At 61.4% G+C, this 22,256-nt stretch carries 19 protein-coding genes and 2 tRNA genes; 12 read left to right on the plus strand and 9 right to left on the minus strand.

Annotation, left to right across the window (positions count from 1 at the left end; translation table 11 throughout):
- Positions 1 to 140 precede the first annotated feature (140 nt).
- From metK to GLS_RS04810, 7 genes are all read left to right on the plus strand, one after another.
- Positions 141 to 1,325, plus strand: a complete 1,185-nt coding sequence (gene metK, locus GLS_RS04780; protein ID WP_041111419.1) for a methionine adenosyltransferase — start codon at positions 141 to 143, stop codon at positions 1,323 to 1,325.
- 15 nt (positions 1,326 to 1,340) lie between these two features.
- The gene (gene trmB, locus GLS_RS04785; RefSeq protein WP_080691895.1) at positions 1,341 to 2,036 is read left to right on the plus strand and encodes a tRNA (guanine(46)-N(7))-methyltransferase TrmB; all 696 of its coding nucleotides are present in this window, start codon (positions 1,341 to 1,343) and stop codon (positions 2,034 to 2,036) included.
- A 38-nt stretch (positions 2,037 to 2,074) separates the two neighbouring features.
- Positions 2,075 to 3,715 (plus strand): electron transfer flavoprotein-ubiquinone oxidoreductase, encoded by a 1,641-nt coding sequence (locus tag GLS_RS04790; RefSeq protein WP_041111421.1) that lies wholly within the window; start codon positions 2,075 to 2,077, stop codon positions 3,713 to 3,715.
- A 106-nt stretch (positions 3,716 to 3,821) separates the two neighbouring features.
- A complete protein-coding gene (locus tag GLS_RS04795; protein WP_041112669.1) occupies positions 3,822 to 4,571 on the plus strand; it encodes an electron transfer flavoprotein subunit beta/FixA family protein in 750 nt (249 codons plus the stop codon).
- Positions 4,571 to 5,476 (plus strand): FAD-binding protein, encoded by a 906-nt coding sequence (locus tag GLS_RS04800; RefSeq protein ID WP_041111422.1) that lies wholly within the window; start codon positions 4,571 to 4,573, stop codon positions 5,474 to 5,476. Before GLS_RS04795 ends, GLS_RS04800 begins: the two co-directional genes overlap by 1 nt.
- A 136-nt stretch (positions 5,477 to 5,612) precedes the next feature.
- A complete protein-coding gene (gene lepB, locus GLS_RS04805; RefSeq protein ID WP_041111423.1) occupies positions 5,613 to 6,320 on the plus strand; it encodes a signal peptidase I in 708 nt (235 codons plus the stop codon).
- A 60-nt stretch (positions 6,321 to 6,380) separates the two neighbouring features.
- Positions 6,381 to 6,457, plus strand: a tRNA-Pro gene (locus GLS_RS04810).
- A gap of 114 nt (positions 6,458 to 6,571) precedes the next feature.
- Here GLS_RS04810 and GLS_RS04815 read toward each other — a convergent pair.
- Together GLS_RS04815 and hemH are read right to left on the minus strand one after the other, a co-directional pair.
- Entirely contained in the window at positions 6,572 to 7,882 is a 1,311-nt protein-coding gene (locus tag GLS_RS04815; protein WP_052327468.1) for a glycoside hydrolase family 68 protein, read from the minus strand.
- Between the two features lie 386 nt (positions 7,883 to 8,268).
- Positions 8,269 to 9,300, minus strand: coding sequence for a ferrochelatase (gene hemH / locus GLS_RS04820; RefSeq protein ID WP_041111424.1), 1,032 nt, complete (start codon positions 9,298 to 9,300; stop codon positions 8,269 to 8,271).
- Positions 9,301 to 9,759: 459 nt separating this feature from the next.
- On the opposite strand from hemH, the gene GLS_RS04825 reads away from it, so the two are divergent.
- A complete protein-coding gene (locus GLS_RS04825; RefSeq protein ID WP_011252444.1) occupies positions 9,760 to 10,182 on the plus strand; it encodes a host attachment protein in 423 nt (140 codons plus the stop codon).
- A gap of 26 nt (positions 10,183 to 10,208) precedes the next feature.
- On the opposite strand, the gene GLS_RS04830 is transcribed toward GLS_RS04825, so the two are convergent.
- The 5 genes from GLS_RS04830 to GLS_RS04850 form a co-directional block, all read right to left on the minus strand.
- Positions 10,209 to 11,294, minus strand: a complete 1,086-nt coding sequence (locus tag GLS_RS04830; protein ID WP_041111425.1) for an anhydro-N-acetylmuramic acid kinase — start codon at positions 11,292 to 11,294, stop codon at positions 10,209 to 10,211.
- A 29-nt stretch (positions 11,295 to 11,323) separates the two neighbouring features.
- The gene (locus tag GLS_RS04835) at positions 11,324 to 12,211 is read right to left on the minus strand and encodes an N-acetylmuramic acid 6-phosphate etherase (RefSeq protein WP_041111426.1); all 888 of its coding nucleotides are present in this window, start codon (positions 12,209 to 12,211) and stop codon (positions 11,324 to 11,326) included.
- Between the two features lie 3 nt (positions 12,212 to 12,214).
- The gene (locus GLS_RS04840) at positions 12,215 to 13,279 is read right to left on the minus strand and encodes an aspartate-semialdehyde dehydrogenase (RefSeq protein WP_011252447.1); all 1,065 of its coding nucleotides are present in this window, start codon (positions 13,277 to 13,279) and stop codon (positions 12,215 to 12,217) included.
- Between the two features lie 23 nt (positions 13,280 to 13,302).
- The gene (locus tag GLS_RS04845) at positions 13,303 to 13,941 is read right to left on the minus strand and encodes a 2OG-Fe(II) oxygenase family protein (protein WP_041111427.1); all 639 of its coding nucleotides are present in this window, start codon (positions 13,939 to 13,941) and stop codon (positions 13,303 to 13,305) included.
- An 80-nt stretch (positions 13,942 to 14,021) separates the two neighbouring features.
- Positions 14,022 to 14,345 carry a hypothetical protein gene (locus GLS_RS04850; RefSeq protein WP_041111428.1) on the minus strand — a complete coding sequence of 108 codons (324 nt, stop codon included), beginning with the start codon at positions 14,343 to 14,345 and terminating at the stop codon, positions 14,022 to 14,024.
- 192 nt (positions 14,346 to 14,537) lie between these two features.
- On the opposite strand from GLS_RS04850, the gene GLS_RS04855 reads away from it, so the two are divergent.
- Together GLS_RS04855 and GLS_RS04860 are read left to right on the plus strand one after the other, a co-directional pair.
- The gene (locus tag GLS_RS04855) at positions 14,538 to 15,500 is read left to right on the plus strand and encodes an alpha/beta hydrolase (protein WP_041111429.1); all 963 of its coding nucleotides are present in this window, start codon (positions 14,538 to 14,540) and stop codon (positions 15,498 to 15,500) included.
- Positions 15,501 to 15,632: 132 nt separating this feature from the next.
- The gene (locus GLS_RS04860) at positions 15,633 to 18,290 is read left to right on the plus strand and encodes a 2-oxoglutarate dehydrogenase E1 component (RefSeq protein WP_041111430.1); all 2,658 of its coding nucleotides are present in this window, start codon (positions 15,633 to 15,635) and stop codon (positions 18,288 to 18,290) included.
- Between the two features lie 21 nt (positions 18,291 to 18,311).
- On the opposite strand, the gene GLS_RS13405 is transcribed toward GLS_RS04860, so the two are convergent.
- Complete coding sequence (locus GLS_RS13405) at positions 18,312 to 18,473, minus strand: hypothetical protein (protein WP_165919952.1); 162 nt, start codon at positions 18,471 to 18,473, stop codon at positions 18,312 to 18,314.
- 112 nt (positions 18,474 to 18,585) lie between these two features.
- Positions 18,586 to 18,661 (minus strand) — tRNA-Lys (locus GLS_RS04865).
- A gap of 193 nt (positions 18,662 to 18,854) precedes the next feature.
- Here GLS_RS04865 and arfB point away from each other — a divergent pair.
- Together arfB and GLS_RS04875 are read left to right on the plus strand one after the other, a co-directional pair.
- Positions 18,855 to 19,277: an alternative ribosome rescue aminoacyl-tRNA hydrolase ArfB gene (arfB, locus tag GLS_RS04870; protein WP_041111431.1), complete on the plus strand. Its 423-nt coding sequence runs from the start codon at positions 18,855 to 18,857 to the stop codon at positions 19,275 to 19,277.
- A gap of 280 nt (positions 19,278 to 19,557) precedes the next feature.
- Positions 19,558 to 22,200 carry a TonB-dependent receptor plug domain-containing protein gene (locus GLS_RS04875; protein WP_041111432.1) on the plus strand — a complete coding sequence of 881 codons (2,643 nt, stop codon included), beginning with the start codon at positions 19,558 to 19,560 and terminating at the stop codon, positions 22,198 to 22,200.
- Positions 22,201 to 22,256 lie beyond the last annotated feature (56 nt).

Here is a 22,256-nt window from a genome sequence, read left to right on the forward strand (position 1 = left end):
GAAAACCGCGTTCAGACCCCATGCAGCCCCTTGACCCTTGCGACCAATTCCGCCAAGCCGTCACCTCCCTGAATGCCACAGCCTGTCTGCCAAGACACCCTGTGGCCCTTCTCACCACTCATTCCCTGCGAGGTCCCTGAGTGCGCAATCACGGCGATTTCCTTTTCACGTCCGAGTCCGTTTCCGAGGGCCATCCCGACAAGGTGGCGGACCGCATTTCCGATACCGTTCTGGACGCCTATCTGCAGGCCGATCCGGAAGCACGTGTTGCCTGTGAGACGCTGGTCACCACCAACCGCGTCATCCTGGCCGGTGAAGTCCGCGGCCCCAAAGAGGTCGAAGACACGCTGATCGACCGTGCCCGTGAAGCCATCAAGGACATCGGCTACGACCAGGAAGGTTTCTCCTGGAAGAAGGCCGACATCACCTCCTACCTGCACGCACAGTCCGCAGACATCGCCCAGGGCGTTGACAGCGGCAGCGACAAGGACGAGGGCGCCGGTGACCAGGGCATCATGTTCGGCTACGCCACGCGCGAGACCGAGCACCTGATGCCTGCGCCGCTGTATTACGCGCAGACGATCCTCGAGCGCATCCGCGACTACCGCAAGAACGGTGACGCCCGTGGCGTCGGCCTTCTGCCGGATGCCAAGAGCCAGGTCACGCTGCGTTATGTCGATGGCAAGCCCGTTGGCGTCACGTCCGTCGTGATTTCCACGCAGCATGTCGAGGGCATGAGCCAGAACACGATCCGCGAAACCCTGCGCGACGTGGTCAACGGCATTCTGCCGGAAGGCTGGACCTGCCCGGAAGACGAGTTCTACGTGAACCCGACCGGTAACTTCGTCATCGGCGGACCGGACGGCGACGCCGGCCTGACGGGTCGCAAGATCATCGTCGACACCTATGGTGGCGCAGCCCCGCATGGTGGTGGCGCATTCTCCGGCAAGGATCCCACGAAGGTGGACCGTTCGGCAGCCTATGCCGCACGTTACCTCGCCAAGAACGTCGTGGCTGCCGACCTTGCCGACCGCTGCACGATCCAGCTCAGCTACGCCATCGGCGTGTCCAAGCCGCTCTCGGTCTATGTTGACCTCGACGGCACAGGCAAGGACGTGGACGAAGCCCGTCTGGGTGCGATCCTCAACGAAGTTGTGGACCTCTCCCCGCGCGGTATCCGCAAGCATCTGCGTCTGAACCGCCCGATCTATGTTCCGACCTCCGCTTACGGCCATTTCGGTCGTGCGCCGGATCCGGTTCTGGACAACTTCACTTGGGAACAGACCGATCTGGTCACCACGCTGCGTGGCGCCCTGAACCGGTAATCTGGCAGAAAACCCCTGGTCGAGTCTCTCAAACCCCAGCCGGAGCGGCTTTATGGCCGCCAGCGCGGCCATCCGCTCCGGGCCCGGCAGCAGCATCTTCTTGAGAAGGCGCTGCCCCGGCTTTCCTTTACTTCACCGGAAAATCCCGCTGCGGGATTCTCCGATGCGGTTTCACGCGTCTTTCTCGAAATCGGCTTTGGCGGGGGCGAACATGCCATCGGCCAGTCCGAACTGAACCCGGATGTTGGCTATATCGCCTCCGAGGTCTTCGAGAACGGTCTGTGCTCCCTGCTGTCGCGCCTCGTGCCCGAAGGTGAGGAAGACACGGCCACGCCGCCGCCCCATTTCCGCATCTGGGCCGAAGATGCCCGCCTGCTGCTCAAGGACATGCCCGATGCGTGTCTGGACCGGGCGTATCTGATGTTCCCGGACCCGTGGCCCAAGGCCCGGCACGCCAAGCGCCGCTTCGTGCATCCGGAAAACATCAGACAGATGCACCGCGTCCTGAAACCCGGAGCCATCTGGCGCGTCGCCAGTGACCATCCTGTCTATCAGGACTGGGTCACAGAGGTGATGGGCCAGCAGGATCTGTTCGATGCGCCGCCCCCCGCCAAGGAACGTCCCGAAGGCTGGTCGCCCACGCGCTATGAGGCCAAGGCCTTCCGCGAAGGGCGCGTGCCGTTCTACTGGACTTTCACGCGCCGTCCCTGAAATCTCCAACCCTGTTATTCAGCGAGTTTCCTGACATCATGACCCAGATCGAACGCGAAGAAATGGAATTCGATGTCGTGGTGGTCGGTGGCGGTCCCGCCGGTCTGTCCGCCGCGATCCGCCTGAAACAGCTGATGCCGGATGCGGGCATCTGCCTGATCGAAAAAGGCAGCGAGATCGGCGCCCATATCGTCTCGGGCGCCGTGATCGAGCCGCGCACGCTCGACGAGCTTCTGCCAAACTGGCGCGATCTGGACGCCCCGCTGCGCACGCAGGTGACGGAAGAGCGGATGCTGTTCCTGACCGAAACGCGCTCGTTCGAAGTGCCGTATCTGGACCGCGTGATGCCGCAGATGGCCAATCACGGAAATTATGTCGTCTCGCTCGGAGAAGTCTGCCGCTGGCTCGGCGAGCAGGCCGAGGCCCTTGGCGTGGAAATCTATCCGGGCTTCTCGGGCGCGGAACTATTCATTGAAGACAACCGCGTTGCCGGCGTCATCACGGGTGACATGGGCATCGAGCGCAATGGCGAGCACGGGCCGAACTTCACGCCCGGCATGATCCTGCGCGCGAAGCAGACCATCCTGACCGAGGGCGCACGCGGCTCCCTGACCGGCCATGCCATGAAGCGTTTTGGCCTGCGCAAAGGCGTCGACCCGCAGACCTATGGCCTTGGCGTCAAGGAAGTCTGGGAAATCCCGGCCGAAAAGCATCGCCCCGGCCTCGTGCAGCACAGCTTCGGCTGGCCGCTCGATGACCATACCTATGGTGGTGCCTGGCTGTATCATTTCGGGGAAAATCTGGTCAGCTTCGGCTTTGTGACCGGTCTCGATTACGCCAACACCTATCTCTCGCCCTTCGAGGAGATGCAGCGGACCAAGCTGCACCCGGCGTTCCGGGAGCATTTTGAAGGCGGCAAGCGTCTGATCTACGGTGCGCGCGCGCTGTCCGAAGGCGGGTTCCAGTCCATTCCGCGCCTGACCTTCCCGGGCGGTGTGCTGGCTGGAGATTCGGCGGGCTTCCTGAACGTGCCGAAGATCAAGGGCACGCATACGGCCATGAAGTCCGGCATGATCGCGGCCGAAGCCGTAGCCGAGGCTCTGGAAAAGAACAAAAAGGAAGCCGCCAGCATGACGGCGCGCGTCCGCCAGTCCTGGCTGTGGTCCGAACTGCGCGACGTCCGCAACATCCGTCCGGCCTTCGCGAAATGGGGCATGAAGCTCGGTGCGATCTATGCCGGCATCGACAGCATGATCCTGCGCGGCCGTGCGCCCTGGACGCTGCATCATCCGCATGCCGATAATGAAACGCTGCGCCCAGCTTCGCTGTGCAAAAAGATTGAGTATCCCAAGCCTGACGGGAAGATCACCTTCGATCGCGTCAGCTCGGTCTTCCTGAGCGGCACGAACCACGAGGAAAACCAGCCGGTTCACCTCAAGCTGCGTAACGAGGCCATCTGGCGCACGGTCAATCATGACGTGTTCGATTCGCCGGAGAGCCGCTACTGCCCGGCTGGCGTGTATGAACAGGAACAGACGGGCGAAAACGCCTGGCAGCTCCGGATCAACGCCCAGAACTGCGTGCACTGCAAAACCTGCGACATCAAGGATCCGACGCAGAACATCGAATGGTGCACGCCCGAAGGCGGTGGCGGTCCGAACTATCCGGTCGGGATGTAAATTTCTTCCCGCAGACGGGCGCATCCGGAGCGGAATGTGACTTTTTCAGTCAGTCCCGCTACGGTGGCGCCCGTTTTTGTGGCGGCGACAGCAGCGAAAGATGACGATGAAAGTTCTGGTCCCAGTCAAACGGGTGGTCGATTACAACGTCAAGGTACGTGTAGCGGCCGATGGCAGCGGTGTCGAAACGCAGGGCGTGAAAATGTCCATGAATCCGTTCGACGAAATCGCGGTCGAGGAAGCAGTGCGCCTGCGTGAAAAAGGCGCCGCAAAGGAAGTCGTGGCTGTGACCATCGGCGCACAGGCCGCGCAGGACGTTCTGCGTACGGCCATGGCCATGGGTGCGGACCGCGCCATTCTCGTGCGCACGGACGACACGCTTGAGCCGCGCGCCGTGGCCAACGTGCTCAAGGCCATCGCCACACGTGAGGAAGCCGGTCTGATCTGCATGGGCAAGCAGGCGATCGACGACGACATGAACGCCACGGGCCAGATCCTGGCCGCCAAGCTTGGCTGGCCGCAGGGCACGTTCGCCAGTGCCGTGACGGTTGCCGATGGCCGTGTCGAAGTCGCCCGCGAAATCGATGGCGGTACGGAAGTCGTGTCCCTCACGCTCCCAGCCGTGATCACGGCGGATCTGCGCCTCAACGAGCCGCGCTATGCATCCCTGCCGAACATCATGAAGGCCCGCAAGAAGCCGCTTGAGACGATCGAGATCGACAGCCTCGGCGTCGATACGGCGTCGCGCCTGACGGTAGTCTCCGTGGCCGAACCGTCCGAGCGCAAGGAAGGCGTGAAGGTGAACAGCGCGGCCGAACTGGTCGAGAAGCTCAAGACAGAAGCGAAGGTGATCTGATGACCGCTCTTGTTCTGGTTGAAGTCGAAAACGGCGCGGTCCGTCAGGCTTCCCGTTCGGCCGTTGCCGCAGCCTCCCGCTTCGGTGCCGTCGATGCCATCGTTTTCGGAGACGGTGCTGAAGCTGCTGCCGCCCTGCCGGGTGTGACGCGCGTTCTCAGCGTGCCGGGTCTGGTCAATGATCTGGCCGAGCCCGCTGCCGACCTGCTGGCCGCCCGCGCGAAGGACTACAGCCATATCGTGGCCGCAGCCTCCGCCACCGGCAAGAACATCCTGCCGCGTCTGGCGGGCCTGCTGGACGTGCAGCCGATCCCGGATGTGGTCGAGATCAAGGACGCCGACACGTTCGTGCGTCCGATCTATGCTGGTAATGCGCTGGCAACGGTCCGCTCTTCCGACAGCATCAAGGTGCTGACGATCCGCGGCTCCAATTTCAATCCGGTTGCGGCCGAGGGTGGCTCCGCTGCCATTGAGACGGTCGAGGCTCCGGCCAGTGAAAAGTCCGTCTTCGTGAAGGTCGAGCTTTCCGCATCCGACCGTCCGGAACTGGAATCCGCCCGCGTGGTGATTTCCGGCGGCAAGGGCATGAAGGACGCTGCGAACTTCAAGCTGCTCGAACCCATCGCTGACAAGCTGAACGCCGCCATTGGCGCATCGCGTGCGGCCGTGGATTCCGGCTTTGCCCCGAACGAGATGCAGGTCGGCCAGACCGGCAAGATCGTGGCGCCGGAACTTTACATCGCCGTGGGCCTGTCGGGGGCGATCCAGCATCTGGCCGGCATGAAAGACAGCCGCGTCATCGTGGCGATCAACGCCGATCCGGAAGCTCCGATCTTCAAAGTCGCCGATTACGGCATCGTGGGCGATCTGTTCGAAGTCCTGCCGGAGCTTGAAAAGGCGCTGTAAGGCATCCTTTTCCTGAAGCGGCAAAAAAGGGGCGCCCCATGACGGGACGCCCCTTTTTTCATGACAGGACCTGACAGAGGTTTAACTGGCTCTCCGGCGCCCATGAGGCACTCTTCCGGGCACGGAGACACCCATCATGACCCTGCGTAAGTTCGCCCGGGACATCCTGTCCTGCCTGCCCGTCCTTCTGGGCTTCCTGACCATTCACAGCGCCCTTGCTGCCGCTTACATCGTGCCCTCCGCTTCGATGGAGCCCACACTGATGATCGGGGACCAGATTGGCGTCGTTGTGCCCTCCTATGGTCTCAGCACGGCCAACCTGCCCTTCGGTCATGCCCTGAAGCCGCATGACAGCAGCGGAGGACGCCTCTTCGGGCATCTGCCCCGTCGCGGAGACGTCGTCGTGTTCCGGGCACCGGCCAATCTGCGTCAGACCTGGATCAAGCGCGTCATCGGCCTTCCCGGTGACCGGATCGCACTGCTGCATGGACGCGTCATCCTGAATGGGACCGAACTGGCATGGAAGGACATGGGCCCCGCCCGCGAGGAGAGCCGCAGAGGCGTCTGGCTTCCAGCAGAACGCTATGACGAGACCCTGCCGGGAAATGTGCATCACAACATCCTCAAACTCTCGCAGGACGGCGAACTGGATAACATCGCGCCTTTCACGGTCCCTGCCGGTCATCTGTTCGTCATGGGCGACAACCGCGACAATTCCGCCGACTCACGGGTCAGCGTTGCCGACGGCGGCGTAGGGCTTCTACCGGTCTGGAACCTTCAGGGCCAGGCCCGTACCGTCCTCTGGTCGTGGCGGGATATCACCCGAACGGCACTCATTCTCTGATTTTTCGCTCTGGCCCCCTTGCAGGAAAGCGTTAACCCCTGTAGGAGAAGCGCCGTCGGCCGGAGTGTAGCTCAGCCTGGTAGAGCACTGTGTTCGGGACGCAGGGGCCGGAGGTTCGAATCCTCTCACTCCGACCAGCCGATAATTTTTCCAGAAATCGCTGATACAGTTTCTTGGCCTCAGGACAGAGCATTTCTGCGCCTGAAACGCAGAAAAATGCCCTCCCCCTTTCGGGAGAGGGCAAATCGGCTTCAGGAACGCTTGTCCCAGGCCGAAGAGGTCGGCCAGACGCCCTGAGCGTAGACCTGACCATAAGCATGAACTTCCGTCAGGAAGGTCCGCTCACCGTCGAGAACGATCTTCACGGTCGGCGCCAGCGTGCCACCGATGCGATAGGTTTCCGGATTCTGCGGATCAGCCGAACCGGGCTGCGGCAGGGTGTCGATGAAGGACTGCACATAACCGGCAGGATCGACGAAGTGCGAGTAGGTCTCGTACGGCGCCGAAGAGGGATTGCCGAGCACTAGGCCGGACCCGTTCAGCGGAGCATACGGGCCGAAAATGCCATTGCGCGACACGAAGCCATACACACCATCCGGACCCGTGCTGTTGCCGGTAAAGGTAGAGTGATGGGAGATCGTGAACAGATAGGTCAGACCGTCCTGGAACACGACATGGGGGCGTTCCGTCTGGTCATTGACGCCGAGCGCGGTGACAAGCGCCGGCAGCATTTCCCACTGCGAGAAATCACCCTTCGTGGAGTCGGATTTCAGACGCGCAATACCGATGGCGGCGGCGCCATACTGCGCACCGGCCGGAACGGTCGTGGCCGGCGGCACGAGGCCCATCTCGTCGGAGCCAATGGTGAAATCACCACGCATACCCGGAACATTGCCTTCGAACAGGGCGTAGATCTGGTTGTCGTCCGGGTTACGGAAGATGTGCGGATCGCGGAAGTCCCAGTACTGGTCCTCGACGATGTTGGCGTAGTGCACGCCATCCGCCTGGAACATATCCGTGCAGACATCGAAACCCTCGAACCACACGCCGTTGGCATCCGCGAGAATACGGCCCGTCGTATAGGACGGAACGGACTCGGACGGGGTGTCATTGACGGAGGTGTAGAACAGATCGACCGTGCTGCCGCTGTTCTCGCGCATGACCGCGCAGCCGGACCATTCCCAACTGCGGGAGTTGGCGCCTTCCTTGATGACACGGCCGCCGAACTTCCAGTCCGCGCCATTGCCGGTGCGGCTGTAGTAGTAGCCGATATAGGAATAGTTGTTGCGGCTGTGCCAGCCCTCAACCGTATCGCCAGTTGCGGAGCGGTCGGCCACGAGGGCGAACATGACGTACCAGCCCTTGAAGGTCACGGTCTTGCCGTGGATGTCGCGCAGCAGCCAGGTATCCCACTGCCACACATCGGAATCGATGACCGGGAAAGCATAATCGATGACCGGCATGGTCGTCGTCGGATCATCGGTATGAATCTTCATCGCGTCAGCGATCGTCCAGCGCGAACCCGACTGGATTGCGCTCTGCGTGCTGGAAACAGCGTTCATGATTTTTCCCGTAACTGAAAATGAAAAAGAATCAGACGGTCTCCAGTAACCGGAAGAACACCAGTTACTGGGCACCGAACAGAAGAGACGGTCGAAATCCTGTCCTGAGCCGTAATATTTGCGCAGGAAGACGTGTCTTGCTTCTGACGTACGCAACAAAAAAAAGGCCTCTCCTCAGGGGAGTGGCCTTTATGGAAATCATTCTGTGAAATTGCGTTCTGAACCGGTTTTTGACTATGTTTTATGGCTCAGTGCCACAGTTATAGGAAAAAGCTGCGCGCAATGCAAGCTAAATAAAATCTGCCCCTCTTTCCGGCCCCGGGATTACAAAAAAAACCCACCCGATGGCGGGTGGGGTTCTGATGAAAGCTGAAAAGCGGGAAAGCTCAGCCGCGCTGAAAGCCTGCCATGGCAGAGCGGGACAGGTCTTCGAGAAGATCGATCGCTCCTTTCGAGTCGTTCAGGCACGGCACGAGGGCAAACTCTTCACCCCCCGCTTCCATGAATTCTTCCCGAAGTTCGTTTCCGATCTCATCCAGCGTCTCAAGACAATCCACCATGAAGCCTGGCATGATAACGGCAATCTTCGTGATTCCCTGGGCCGGCAGGGCTTTGACGAAGGGCGCCGTATAAGGCTGGACCCATTCCAGCGGTCCGAAACGGGACTGGAACGTCAGGGGCATCTGCTCCTCACTCAGTCCCAGCGCCTGACGCAGGGCCGAAATAGTGCGCTCGCACTCATCGCGATAGGTGTCGCCCTTTTCGATACAGGTCTTGGGAAGGCCATGAAACGACGCGACAATCTGCTGCGGCTTGAAACTCAGACCCGCAAGCGTGTCCTGCACGGACGTCTCAAGGGCACGTATGAAAGCAGGATGATCCGGGAAAGACGGAACAGTCAGGACGGCTGGCTGCCGACGCAGGCGCATGAGCGCGCGGAAAAGCTGGTCGTTGGCGGTGGCGGTCGTCGTGGCGGAATACTGAGGATAAAGCGCGATGCTGATAATCCGGTCACAGCCCTGATCCATCAGGCTCTCAACAGCCTTCGCGACGGATGGGCGGCCATAGCGCATGCCCCATTCGACAGGCACACCATCGGCACGGAGACGTTCAGCCAGCCCCTCGGCCTGCCTGCGCGTATAGACCCGCAATGGCGAGGCATTTTCTTCCTTGTGCCAGATCCGCGCGTAATTTGCGCCGCTGGCAAAGGGACGTTTTGTCAGGATGATGCCCTGCAGAATGGGCTGCCAGATCAAAGGGGGACTCTCAATGACGCGACGGTCAGAGAGAAATTCGCTCAGGTATCGCCTTACCGAAAAATAGCCTGTGTCATCAGGCGTTCCGAGATTGATAAGGAGAATACCGGTCCGGCCTTCTGGCGGAGGAGCGATACGGGGTGTCTTGTGAAGAAATGCCATAGTGCCCTCTACTGTGGAACCGGGCACCGACTTAGGAAAGAGGGAAAGCGTCTGGAGATACGCGCCCCTTGCGGGACGCTATCGTCGATGCCTTACCTTCGCATAGGAAACATCCGGTTTCCGGGTCCCTTGCAGCAAAGTATAGGCAAACACCGCAACAGCGACGGTCATGGGACCAACATACGGCAGAAGAGTATTCGTCAGAGCCATACTTGCCTCCTTTGAGCCTTTGGAAAAGATTTTCTGGTAGGCTCGATTCAGAGATTGAGCACATCCTCCCCGCGTTTCAACAAAAAAATTCGGAATTCTTCAAAAAACATTCAAAGAAATGAAATATCCAAATTCTTTCAACGGGTTAGAAGAATACGACTCTGCATGATCTTGTCGTCTGCAGGCAACCATCCCATCTCGAAGCTGTTACAGACACACCATCTGATTTTGAAACAAGGTTTTCCAGACATGGCTACACAGGATCCCGTCATTTACGTTGTTGCTGACGGCGAAAAAGCCCGTTTCCTGCGCCTCGAAGGGGCACAGCTGCGCACCATTGCAAGCTTCGACCTGCACAAGGGTTCCAATGCGGAAACGGATGTCGGCTCCATCAAGGCGCCGCGCGAAAACCCGCATGAGCAGCTCAAGGAGCACTTCACGCGCGATCTGGCTGCCCATATCAACAAGGCCGCACAGAACAGCGACGTTGAAGGCATCCTCCTTGTCGCTCCGGCTCAGGCTTCGCATGAAATCCGCGAGCATCTCGACAAGCCAACGGCAAAGAAGCTCTTCAAGACGCTGGTCAAGGACCTCGTCAACACGCCGGACCATGACCTTCTGAAGCATCTCGACCGCCCGGAAACCGGCTGGCCGGAACTTGCTTCCGTCTGATCCCGCTCAGACCTGCGGGGAGGCCGTCAGACGGCTCTTCCCGCAATGCAGGGCTGCCTGACACCGGTCGTTCCCGGCCAGGAAGAAGGCAGTCCCCGCAGACAGCGCACGGCCAGAAGTCCGAAACACTGCGCTTCAAGCGCATCCCCGTCCCATCCCAGGACGTCCACGGATGCCACATTTCCCAGACGACGACGCAATCCGTCCATCAGCACCGGGTTATGCCGCCCGCCTCCCGCGACAAACCACGTTTCGGGCTGCACCGGAAACGGCGTCCGCGCCACGGCCTCGACCGTAAAGGCTGCCAGTGTCGCCGCCCCATCTTCCGCAGACAGATCCCGTACATACGCCATGGCTTCCGGATGGAAGCTCAGCCGATCAAGCGATTTGGGCATGGGTCGCGCGAAATATGGGATCGCCAGCAGCTTCTCCAGAACATCCTGACGAACCGTTCCTGAAGACGCCAGCATGCCCCCGAAATCACACGGTTTGCCGGTATACCGCAGAGCCCAGTCGTCCAGCAGGGCATTGCCCGGCCCGGTATCACAGGCCCAGACACCTCGCTGCTCATGCTGGTCCTGCGGTCCCAGAACCGTCACGTTGGCAACTCCGCCAATGTTGAGAACGGCCACGGGGCGCTGTTCCTGCTGAAGCAGGGCGGCGTGAAACACCGGCACCAGCGGCGCCCCTTCCCCGCCATTTTCCAGATCCCGCGACCGGAAATCATGGATAACCGGCACGCCACACAGATCCTGCAGCAGCCGGGCATCACCGATCTGCCAGCTCCGGCCACGTTCAGGCTGATGCAGAATGGTCTGGCCATGAAAGCCTATGACGGCAGGCTTCAGACCCGGTGCCTTTTCGCGCAGCAGACGCACGGCATCCACATGCCGGAGAGTCAGCTCCCGCGTGACAGCCAGCACTTCGGCATCATCAGAAGCAAGGCCAGCCGCACGATCCAGCAGCTCGCGGGTCCGGGCGCGCAGCTCCGGGCTGTAAGGCACTGTCAGGGACGGCCCCATCCGTCCGATGCGCACGCCATCCGTTTCGATCAGAGCAGCATCCACCCCGTCCAGGGACGTGCCGCTCATCAGCCCAAGCGCCCAGAGCATCCCGGGCGCATCTGTGTTTTGTGCCGCGCTCAAAGCTCCGCAAGCGCCAGATGCAGATTGCCCTGACACCGCTCCAGCAGCGGCTCGATGTCTGCCAGAGCCACCCCGCCCCGCACCAGAACAGCGCGTTTCGTATTCCCCTGCGCCAGTTTCAGGGCTTCACGCGCCTCTTCGGCCGTTCCGCCGGCCAGTTCCATGACCATGCGCTCTGCCCGGGCCTGCAGCTTGTCGTTGCTGATGCGCATATCCACCATGCGACCGCGATAGACATGCCCCAGCCGCGTCATCAGCGCCGTGGAAAACAGGTTCAGCGTGACTTTCTGCGCGGTCCCCGCGGCCATGCGCGTGGACCCTGCCAGAACCTCGGCCCCCGTCGGAATGCAGATGCCGAGTTCCGCTTCCCGCAGCAGACGCGATTCCGGATTGCCGCTGACACCGATCGTCAGCGCGCCTACTTCCCGCCCGAACTGAACTATGGCGCAGGTATAGGGCGTGTTGCCACTGGCCGCGACGCCGATCACCACGTCATGTTCATTCGGATGATGTTCCATGAGATCAAGCCGCGCCTGATCTTCCCGGTCTTCCGCGCCCTCGGCGGCCTGGGTTGTCGCCCCTGCCCCACCGGCCAGAAGCAGAACCAGCTTCTCCGGAGCGAGACCAAAGGTCGGCGTCAGTTCAACACCGTCCTGCAATCCAATCCGCCCGGACGTCCCCGCTCCCGCATAGACCAGCCGGCCACCAGCTTGCAGCCGGGGCACAGCGGCCTCGACGGCACGCTCGATGGACGGCAATGCCTCCCCGACACGGTCCAGAGCCGCCTTCTGGGACGTCAGAAGCCGGTCCAGAAGAACATCGAGCGACAGGCGCTCGATATCCTCATTGGCGGCAAGAACCGTTTCGGTACGGGATGACGTCATCGCTCAGTCTTCGTCTTCATCCGGTACTTCGTTGCGACGGAATAGCTGCCCATCCTTCAGAAGTCCCTGTTCCACGATGCTTTCCGCAATCTGGACCGCATTGAGAGCCGCGCCCTTGCGCAGATTGTCGGACACGCACCACAGCGCCAGACCGTTCTCGACAGACGGATCAATCCGCAGGCGCGAGACATACGTCGCGTCTTCGCCCACACATTCGATCGGCGTGACGTAGCCGCCGTCTTCGCGCTCGTCCCGCAGGATCACGCCCGGCGCTTTGCGCAGCGCCTCGCGTGCCTTCTTCAGATCAACCGGCTTCTCACACTCGATGCTGATGGCCTCGGAATGTCCGATGAACACCGGTACGCGCACGCAGGTCGCCAGGACCTTGATGTCCGGGTCCATGATCTTGCGGGTTTCGACCGCCATCTTCCACTCTTCCTTGGTCGCACCGTCATCCATAAAACGGTCGATATGGGGAATGACGTTGAAGGCGATCTGCTTGGTGAACTGCGCGACCGTCGGCGGATCGTTGACAAACGTGCCCTTGGTCTGGGCAAACAGCTCGTCCATGCCATCCTTGCCGGCGCCCGAAACAGCCTGATAGGTCGAGACCACGATGCGCTTGATCCGGAACAGGTCATGCAGCGGCTTGAGCGCCACCAGCATCTGCGCGGTGGAGCAGTTCGGGTTGGCGATAATGCCACGGCTGGCCTTACCGATCGCCGCCGCATTCACTTCCGGCACGATCAGGGGCACCCCCGGCTCCATGCGGAAATGCGACGTGTTGTCGATCACCACACATCCCGCTGCTGCTGCCTTCGGCGCATAGACGGCCGAAATCGCACCGCCCGGCGAGAACAGCGCAATGTCCCAGCCCTTGAAGTCGAACGTCTCGAGGTTCTGGACCTTCAGGACTTTCTTGTCCCCGAAAGAAATCTCACGCCCGGCCGACCGCGGAGAGGCCAGCGCCACAACTTCATCGACCGGAAAGTCCCGCTCCGCCAGAATTCGCAGCAGTTCACGCCCCACCGCACCCGTGGCGCCAACAACCGCAACCCGATAACCCATGATCTTTTCCCGTTCCCTGAAAATCAGCCCGAAAAGGGCAGACGCTTTAAAAGCGCCGACAGACGGTGCCGCCGCAGTTCGTAGCGGGCCTTGCGCCCCGTCGCCATGTAGTTGAGCTGGATCGCATACCGTGTTCCCACGAACTGCCGGTGCCCGTGCCAGGTTGCCGGACCGTTCGGAAACACCAGCAGCGTTCCTTCCGCCGGCGTCACCTCGACGTCGAAATCCTCGACATCATCCGGCCCGTTCAGCAGCCGCAGACAGCCATCGCGCGACGCCCAGTCCTCACCCCGAGGATTGAGATACAGCAGGATCGTGACCAGTTTGGCCTCCGAATCCCGATGGATCCGCCCGTCCTTCTCCCGCGTGCGTCCCCGCATTGTCAGCATGGTCGGCGCATCCGCCAGATCCAGCCCGAATTTCTCGGCCACCAGCGCCTTGAGTTTCGGCCCCTGCAGTTCCGAAATCATGGCCGAGACACGCGGCGTCAGCTTCAGCGCTTCCGGCGGAAAAGAGCCGCCGGATTTCATCTCCGGCAGGTCCGAGACAACCGCCTTCAGATCGTCATTGCCGATGAAATGCGGCACCACCACATGCGGAAACGGTTTTTCCGCAACGGGCGTGCTCTCGAACGCATCATAATCAAGGGAAATCCTGCTCATGGCGCGGAAGGCTAGACGCGGCCCACGTCGGCGACAAGGCCTATTCCACACATGTGAGACCTGCCTTTTACGAAAGAATATTACCCCCGCAGCGGCTTATGGGCCTTTACCATCCGGCTCGTCGCCAGGTAGCGGACATATCCTGCCCCCAGGCGGTTCGCGCCCCCCGTGCAGACATGCGGCCCCGGCTGCGGAGAGACGCGCCCGTCCCAGACCGTATGAAGAAGGCGCGGATCGGTCCGGCATTCCAGCATCCGGTGATCCACACCCGACTGGCTGACTTCATCCGTCAGAACCGCATGCGCGGACAGATCGTCCCGACGCAGCTCCTGCGCTCCTGCTGACACATCCGTCAGCGCAAGACCACTTCCCGTCAGAACTGCAAGAAACAGCAGAGCACGCATCAGCGAAACTCCCATCCCAACAAGGCCGGCTCAGGACCGGTCACCAGACTAGACGACTCTCAGCCATGAAAAGTTGCGGCAACTTTGTGGCACGACGAACAGATTTTTGCCTTCAAGCGGTCCGACCACTGGAATTCTGCTCGATTTTCCTGCCTCATTTTTCGCCCCTTCCTCGACCCAAGGCGTCCTTTCATGAACACACGCTCCCTCGTCCTTCCCGAACTGCTTCCCCTTCTTGAAGAGATCCCGACGGTCGATCTTTCTGCTGAATCCCTGCCTGCCTTCCGCGATGGACTGGAACAGGCCGCCGGACAGTCCTTCCTTCAGGCCGAAGACTATCCCGTCACCCTTGAGCGTCTGAACATTCCCGGCACGGAAAACGCCCCCCCCATCCGCCTCCTGACCGTCCGTCCCCGCAAGGAGGCCACCAGCCCGCGCCCGGCTCTTCTGCATCTGCATGGCGGTGGCTATTTCGCCGGCCAGCCAGAACTCACCACGACCCAGCTCTGCCAGTTCGCACAGGAACTGGACTGCGTGGTCATCTCCCCGGATTACCGCCTCACCCCGGAGCATCCCTTCCCGGCCGCAATCGAGGACGCCTACACCACGCTGTGCTGGATCACCCGCAACGCCGACACGCTCGGGATCGATGCCACCCGCATCGGCCTGACGGGCGAGAGCGCAGGCGGTGGCCTCGCTGCGGGACTGGCTCTGCTGACCCGGGACCGCGAAGGGCCGGCGCTCCTGTTCCAGAACCTCATCTATCCCGTACTCGACGACCGCACGATCACGGGTCAGCCTGACGCTTCCCCAGTCGGAGGCGAGTTCTTGTGGACCCGCGCCAGCAACACCTTCATGTGGACGGCCCTCCTCAATCCCGTAGCGCCCGGTTCGGCAGACGTCTCGCCCTATGCCGCTCCCGCCCGCGCAACCGACCTGTCCGATCTGCCCCCGGTCTATCTGTGTGTCGGCGCCCTGGATCTGTTCCTGGATGAAGATCTCGCCTATGCGCGGCGCCTGATCCATCAGGGCATCTCCGTAGAACTGGAAATCGTGCCCGGCGCCTGCCATATCTTCGACCAGACAGACACACCGGTCGCCACCCGCTCCATCGCACGCCGGATCGACGCCATGAAACGCGGCTTCGGTCTCTGACAAAGGATGTTCGGGACAGGCGGAGATTGGCCCTCTTCTGCCAATCCGCTAGACTGCGCGGCCATATGACAGCCCCCGGCCCCGCCTCTTCCCGGCAGGAGCGCGGCCCCCGGGGACACAGGAGACGAGTTCATGGGCGACCATCATGATGACCGGGACGCCATCAATGGCGAAAACACCGTCTATCTGGCGGAGCTGCACACACGCTGGCAGCACGACCCTGCGTCCGTGGACCCCGCCTTCGCGTCCCTGTTCGAGACCCTCGGCTCAGAGCGTCTGACCGGCCCGGGCACGGCTGATCAGAGCGATGCCAGTGCCGAGAGCCTGAAATTCGCCTATCGCCTGCGCGGGCATTCGATCGCCTCGCTGGATCCGCTCGGCCTCGCTCCCACACCCGACATCCCCGAACTGACGCCCCCAGGTGCGGACCGGGATCTGATCGCCCGTCTGCGCCGCGCCTATTGCGGCACCACGGCCGCCGAGTTCATGCATCTTCAGGATCCGGCCCAGCGTCAGTGGTGGATCGACCGTCTGGAAAATCCGGCCGCCGGCCCATCACTGGACCAGAAGCGCATTCTCCTCGCCCTCACCCGGGCCGAGGGCTTCGAGCAGTTCTGCCAGAAGCGCTTCATGGGCATGCGCCGCTTCGGCCTTGAGGGCGGCGAGAGCGTTATCGTGGCTCTGCGCACCCTGATCGATGCCGCGGCACAGGATGATGTACGTTCCGTCTCGCTCGGCATGCCGCATCGCGGCCGCCTGAACGTAATGGCCAACATCCTGCGCAAGCCCTTCGCCGCCATTTTCAGCGAATTCGCCGGCGCCTCCTTCAAGCCCGACACCATCGAGGGTTCGGGCGACGTAAAATACCATCTCGGCACCGCCACCACGCTCGAACACGCCGGCCATACCGTCCGCATTTCGCTCCTGCCCAACCCGTCCCATCTGGAAGCAGTGGACCCGGTCGTGCTTGGTCGCGTCCGCGCCGATCAGGACCGCGAAAAAGATCGGGACCGCCAGCACCATCTGGGCATTCTCGTTCATGGGGACGCAGCCTTCGCTGGACAGGGCGTGGTGTACGAAACCCTCAGCCTCTCGAAGCTGGAAGGCTACCGGACGGGCGGCACGGTTCACGTCATCATCAACAACCAGATCGGCTTCACCACCGTCCAGTCGGACGCCCATTCCGGCCTGCACAACACAGACATCGCCAAAGCCGTCCAGGCTCCCATCCTGCACGTCAATGGCGACGATCCCGAAGCCGTCTCCCGCTGTGCGTTTCTGGCGCATGAATGGCGTCGCACGTTCCAGTCCGACATCGTGCTGGACGTCGTCTGCTATCGCCGTCACGGCCACAACGAAGCCGATGAACCCGCCTTCACGCAGCCCGCAATGGTCCACGCCATCCAGTCCCGCGCCACGACACGCAGCCTCTATGCCGATCACCTGATCCGCACCGGCGTCATGACCGAAGCCGAAGTCGAAGAGATGTGGGCGCATTTCCAGCGCCGGCTGGAAGAACAGTTCGAAAAATCCAAGACCTATCAACCCGACGGCACGGACTGGCTGGACGGCCCCGAGGACCCGACACGTCTGCAGGACGAGCAGGACCGCATCCAGCCCATGACCGGCGTGCCCCTCAGGCGCCTTCAGGAAGTTGGAGAAGCCATCGGCACGATCCCCGAAGGTCTGGCCGTTCACCCGCGCCTGACCCGACAGATCATTGCCCGCGGCAAGGCCGTCGCCGATGGTGGCCCGATCGACTGGGCCACAGCCGAGGCCCTCGCTTTCGGCACCCTGTCGATGGACGGACATCCGGTTCGCCTATCGGGGCAGGACAGCCGCCGCGGCACGTTCAGCCAGCGTCACGCCGTCCTGTTCGATCAGGAGACAGGCCGCGAAGACACGCCCCTGACCCATATCGCGCCCCATCAGGCGCCGCTGAACATCTGGAACTCGCCGCTCTCGGAATATGCCGTCCTTGGCTTCGAATACGGCTATTCCCTCGGCGATCCGGAAGCCCTGGTTCTGTGGGAAGCGCAGTTCGGCGATTTTGCCAATGGCGCGCAGATCATCCTCGACCAGTTCATCGCCTCGGGCGAAACCAAGTGGCTGCGGACCTCCGGCCTGACGCTCCTCCTGCCGCATGGCTATGAAGGCGGCGGCCCGGAGCATTCCTCAGCCCGTCCCGAGCGCATCCTTCAGCTCTGCGCCGAAAACAACATGCGCGTGTGTGACATCACTACGCCCGCCAACTACTTCCACGCCCTGCGCCGCCAGATCGCACGCCGCTGCCGCAAGCCGCTGGTCGTCTTCACACCCAAATCCCTGCTGCGCAACAAGGATGCAGTTTCGATGCTGGACGAAATGGGGCCGCACACGCGTTTCCAGCCCGTCATTGCGGATCCGGCAAAGGAGGAAGGCGCAAGGCGCATCATCCTGTGCACCGGCAAGGTCTATTATGATCTCATTGCCGAACGGACGCGCCAGAACCGCGACGACGTCGCCATCATCCGCGTCGAGCAGCTCTACCCATTCCCGCATCACGCCCTGATGGAACAGCTTGCACGCCACCCGGACGCAGAACAGGTCCTGTGGTGTCAGGAAGAGCCGCAGAACAACGGCGCCTGGATTTTCGTGGATCGTCGCATCGAACGCGCGCTTCGAGGCTGCAATCATCGCGTGCAGCGCCCGGACTATGTCGGTCGCGAAAGCGCGGCTTCTCCCGCAACAGGACTACCGGGCGTCCACGCCGCCCAGCAGGAAAAACTGGTTCAGGACGCCCTGTCCTGAACCTTCCCGACCTGAAAAAACTCAGGTCGGACCACCCTGATAGCCGTAGCTGCTCCGGCCCGCCCCGACATTTCCATAGTCATCGCCACGGAACTGCCGCGATCCCTGACCACCATAATCCGGGCCACAGGCCGCAAGAGCTGCCAGCAGCGCAAGCGCCACCCCAATCCGAACGCGCGTCATCAGCGTTTCCTCTTATTATCGTTGCCTCGCGTCACACTACGCCGCCAGACCGCCACGCGCCACAACCTGTCCTACCAGAGACAGAATGGTATTTTCAGAATTTACAGGAAAATGGTGAACCGGCTGGGACTCGAACCCAGGACCATTCGATTAAAAGTCGAATGCTCTACCAACTGAGCTACCGGTTCATCCGCACGCTGGCTACCTCACAACCCATGAGGGCGTCAACCTCGCCATCCGGAAAAACAGGCTTTCGTCCCCATCCACCGGACAATGCGACACCTCGCTCCATGGTCTCCCGCGCCGAAAGAGGCTATGGGCGCGACGTCCTGCGTTTCCTGACCACAGCCACCCCTTTTCCAGTCCGAAAGGAAGAAACAGATGCCCATCGAGATTCTTCCCGGTCTGCGGCTTGAAGAGGACGAACTGAAAATCACCTATATCTTGGCCTCCGGGCCGGGAGGACAGAACGTCAACAAGGTGGCCACGGCCGCACAGCTCCGGTTCGATGCCGCGCGCTCTCCGGCCCTGTCAGACCGCATCCGGACACGCCTGATCGAACTCGCAGGCAGCCGTGCGACCCAGAATGGCGAAATCATCATTACGGGTCGCCGTTTTCGCACACAGCAGAGAAACCGTGAGGACGTCATCGAACGCCTGGCAGAGCTGATCCGCAAGGCGGCTCACCGCCCCACTTTCCGCGTAGCCACCCGTCCCGGAAGAGCAGCCCGGCAGCGTCGCCTTGACGGAAAATCACACCGGGCTGGCATCAAACGCAACCGCAAGGTCCGTCTGGACGACTGACACCGATTGGTGCGTTAAAGTAACAAGAACTTCATTCCCTACAGCGCTTCTGGCTCATCCCGTCCCCTCAATCGGAAATATGTTTCTCAAAGCATATTCCTTTCGGAATTTCCTTTCTTATTTTTCGGAAGCACAAACATCTTGTTGCCATTCTGCAACAGGACGGAAATCTGTTGCAAGAATCATTTTTGCTGCTTTCATGTAACGAATTTTTATCATTACTATCCAGAAACCCCCTCTGAACCCAAGAGCGGCGTCTCATGGAGGTATAGAAGTAGTAATGAAATCCCGGCATCGCATCTCCCTGCTCGTAACAACGGCAGTTTCCGTCATGCCCTGCATGTCTGCCCTGGCCGCAACCACCACGGCGCATCCCGCCACACGCCATCACAGCGCGAAACCCAGCAGCGCCGCTCACAGTGCTGCCCATCCTGCGGCTGCGACGGCCACACCCGCCGTTGCCGCCCCCCGCAAGAAGAAGACGGACGTCAATTTCACGGGCGAAGCCGAGACAATCAACGTCACCACCGGTACCCATGCGACCAACCGCAAGGCCCGTGAAAGCTCGTCCCCCGTCAGCGTGATTTCGGCTGCAACACTGCGCCATTCCGGCATGATGAACGTTGCCGATGCCCTGACCCGGACCTATGCCTCCATCAACGTGCAGGCCATGGGCGCGGATTCCTCCGCCCTGACGTCTTCCATCCAGATGCGCGGCCTTGGTCCGAACGAAGTCCTGGTCCTGGTAGACGGCAAGCGCCGCCACAACACGGCAAACATCACAGCCGATGCCGGCCCGCAGTTCGGCTCCACGGGTGCTGATCTGAACACGATCCCCGCCAGCGCCATCGACCATATCGAAGTGCTGGAAGACGGTGCCGCCGCGATGTACGGCTCCGACGCCATTGCCGGCGTGGTGAACATCATCACCAAGAAGCAGGCCCACGGCATGCATACTTCGGTGCAGACCGGCGCGAACGCCTATAACGGCGACGGCTGGCAATACAAGGTGGATGCCGATGGCGGCGTGAAATGGGGCAATGACGGCTATCTGCACATCAGCGGCGAAGTCTACCACACCGACCACATGGTCGTCGGCGCACGCGACCACCGCCTGATCGGAAGCTGGCCCAACAACGCCACCACGACCGGATATTATAACGGTGTCGTTCCGAACGCGATGAACGTGCCCGCTGATTCCAACAAGATCATGAGCACGCCCGAAGAAACCCGCGAAAGCCTCGCCATCGATTTCGGCAAGACCATTACCGAAGGCGTGAATTTCTACGGCCTCATCACCTACATGCACCGCCATGGCGAAGCGTACGAAAACTACCGGACTCCGGCGATCGCCCCGACCATGTACCCGGCCGGCTTCTCCCCGCTCGAAACATCAGAAGAGAACGATTACGCCGCCACGCTCGGCCTCAAGGGCGACAATTTCTTTGGGTTCGACTGGGACCTGAGCACCACTTATGGTGCTGACGGCAACAAGATCGGCAACAAAAACACCGCCAACACAGGCATGCTCGCCAGCACCTGCTCGACCGATCCGACATCGTCCTATTATTCGACCGATGGCTGCGGCTGGTCGCCCAACTCCACGCGCGCCGAGACCTATCGCATGGCGCAGTGGACCAACAATCTGGACTTCCGCCGCCAGTTCAACATCGCCCATACCGTTCCGATGACGCTGGCGTTCGGTGGCGAGCATCGCCTCGAAACCTATCAGATCAAGGCCGGTACTCCGCCGTCCTATGAACTGGGCGGCACGCAGGGCTATGCCGGTCTCGGCCCCAACAGTGCCGGCAACTGGAGCCGTGACATCTGGGCGGCCTATGTCGATGGCGACTTCCACCCGCTCAAGCACTGGGATCTTGATTTCGCCGGCCGCTTCGAACACTACACCGATGTCGGCAACACGGAAAACGGCAAGGTCTCGACCCGTTATGACGTGACCAGCAAGATTGCGCTTCGTGGCACGATCAGCACCGGCTTCCGTGCGCCAACCCTGGCCGAGCAGCACTACAGCGCCATGAACGTGGATCCGACCGGTGCCTCCGGCCTGCTGCCCGTCAGCTCAACGGCCGCACGTGTCCTGGGTGCAAGCGCCCTGAAACCGGAACGTTCCGTCAGTGCCAGCGGCGGTATCGTCGTGGAGCCGGTGAAGAACTTCCACGTCGAAGCGGATGTCTACCAGATCAATCTGCGTGACCGCATCGTGGGTGGTGGCACCGTCAAGGGCGAGTCCGCCATCGAGGCCATCGAGGCCATGGGATACTCCCTGCCGCTTAACAGCATCACGGCCGACAACGTATCCGCGTACTACATGACCAACGGCGCCAGCACCCGCACGCAGGGTCTGGATATCAAGGCGGACTACATGATCCGCTTCCACAATGCCGGTAACCTGAACCTCAGCATGGCGCTGGACCTGAACCGCACGCGCCTGCACCACAATGGTACCGACACCAACGGCAATCCGCTGCTGAATGCGCAGAACATCGCCTACATCACGACCGCCTATCCGCGCAGCAAGATCATCCTGAACGCGCTGTATACGGTCGGAAAATGGGACTTCAACGTCCGCCAGACACGGTATGGCGAAACCACGTCCATGCTGACCTACTATGACTGGACGGACAAGACGCTCCCCTGCCCGAGCGGTGGAAGCCTGGCCTATTCCAACAGCTGCTTTGCGCAGTTCAAGAACACACCGCGCTGGCTGACGGATATCGAAGTCGGCTACCGCTTCAACAGCAACTGGCATCTGGCGATCGGCGCGAACAATATCTTCAACGTCCGCCCCCGCCGCGTCCCGCAGGTCAATAACTCCCGCGGCGCCCAGATCTACGACCAGTTCTCGCTGCAGGTGCCCATCACCGGCGGTTACTACTACGGACGGATCAACGCCAACTTCTGAGCCCGTTTTCAGACTACCCTATAAGAAAAGGCGTCCCATACAGGGGCGCCTTTTCT

This window comes from Gluconobacter oxydans DSM 3504 (assembly GCF_000583855.1).
In the GTDB taxonomy this organism is placed as follows: Bacteria; Pseudomonadota; Alphaproteobacteria; order Acetobacterales; family Acetobacteraceae; genus Gluconobacter; species Gluconobacter oxydans.

Bases quoted from the DNA above. Each gene is read 5' to 3' on its own strand.
- GLS_RS04790 (WP_041111421.1), top strand. From the start codon at position 2,075: ATGACCCAGATCGAACGCGAAGAAATGGAATTCGATGTCGTGGTGGTC.
- GLS_RS04795 (WP_041112669.1), top strand. From the start codon at position 3,822: ATGAAAGTTCTGGTCCCAGTCAAACGGGTGGTCGATTACAACGTCAAG.
- GLS_RS04800 (WP_041111422.1), top strand. From the start codon at position 4,571: ATGACCGCTCTTGTTCTGGTTGAAGTCGAAAACGGCGCGGTCCGTCAG.
- lepB (WP_041111423.1), top strand. From the start codon at position 5,613: ATGACCCTGCGTAAGTTCGCCCGGGACATCCTGTCCTGCCTGCCCGTC.
- GLS_RS04815 (WP_052327468.1), bottom strand. From the start codon at position 7,882: ATGAACGCTGTTTCCAGCACGCAGAGCGCAATCCAGTCGGGTTCGCGC.
- hemH (WP_041111424.1), bottom strand. From the start codon at position 9,300: ATGGCATTTCTTCACAAGACACCCCGTATCGCTCCTCCGCCAGAAGGC.
- GLS_RS04825 (WP_011252444.1), top strand. From the start codon at position 9,760: ATGGCTACACAGGATCCCGTCATTTACGTTGTTGCTGACGGCGAAAAA.
- GLS_RS04830 (WP_041111425.1), bottom strand. From the start codon at position 11,294: ATGCTCTGGGCGCTTGGGCTGATGAGCGGCACGTCCCTGGACGGGGTG.
- GLS_RS04835 (WP_041111426.1), bottom strand. From the start codon at position 12,211: ATGACGTCATCCCGTACCGAAACGGTTCTTGCCGCCAATGAGGATATC.
- GLS_RS04840 (WP_011252447.1), bottom strand. From the start codon at position 13,279: ATGGGTTATCGGGTTGCGGTTGTTGGCGCCACGGGTGCGGTGGGGCGT.
- GLS_RS04845 (WP_041111427.1), bottom strand. From the start codon at position 13,941: ATGAGCAGGATTTCCCTTGATTATGATGCGTTCGAGAGCACGCCCGTT.
- GLS_RS04850 (WP_041111428.1), bottom strand. From the start codon at position 14,345: ATGCGTGCTCTGCTGTTTCTTGCAGTTCTGACGGGAAGTGGTCTTGCG.
- GLS_RS04855 (WP_041111429.1), top strand. From the start codon at position 14,538: ATGAACACACGCTCCCTCGTCCTTCCCGAACTGCTTCCCCTTCTTGAA.
- GLS_RS04860 (WP_041111430.1), top strand. From the start codon at position 15,633: ATGGGCGACCATCATGATGACCGGGACGCCATCAATGGCGAAAACACC.
- GLS_RS13405 (WP_165919952.1), bottom strand. From the start codon at position 18,473: ATGACGCGCGTTCGGATTGGGGTGGCGCTTGCGCTGCTGGCAGCTCTT.
- arfB (WP_041111431.1), top strand. From the start codon at position 18,855: ATGCCCATCGAGATTCTTCCCGGTCTGCGGCTTGAAGAGGACGAACTG.
- GLS_RS04875 (WP_041111432.1), top strand. From the start codon at position 19,558: ATGAAATCCCGGCATCGCATCTCCCTGCTCGTAACAACGGCAGTTTCC.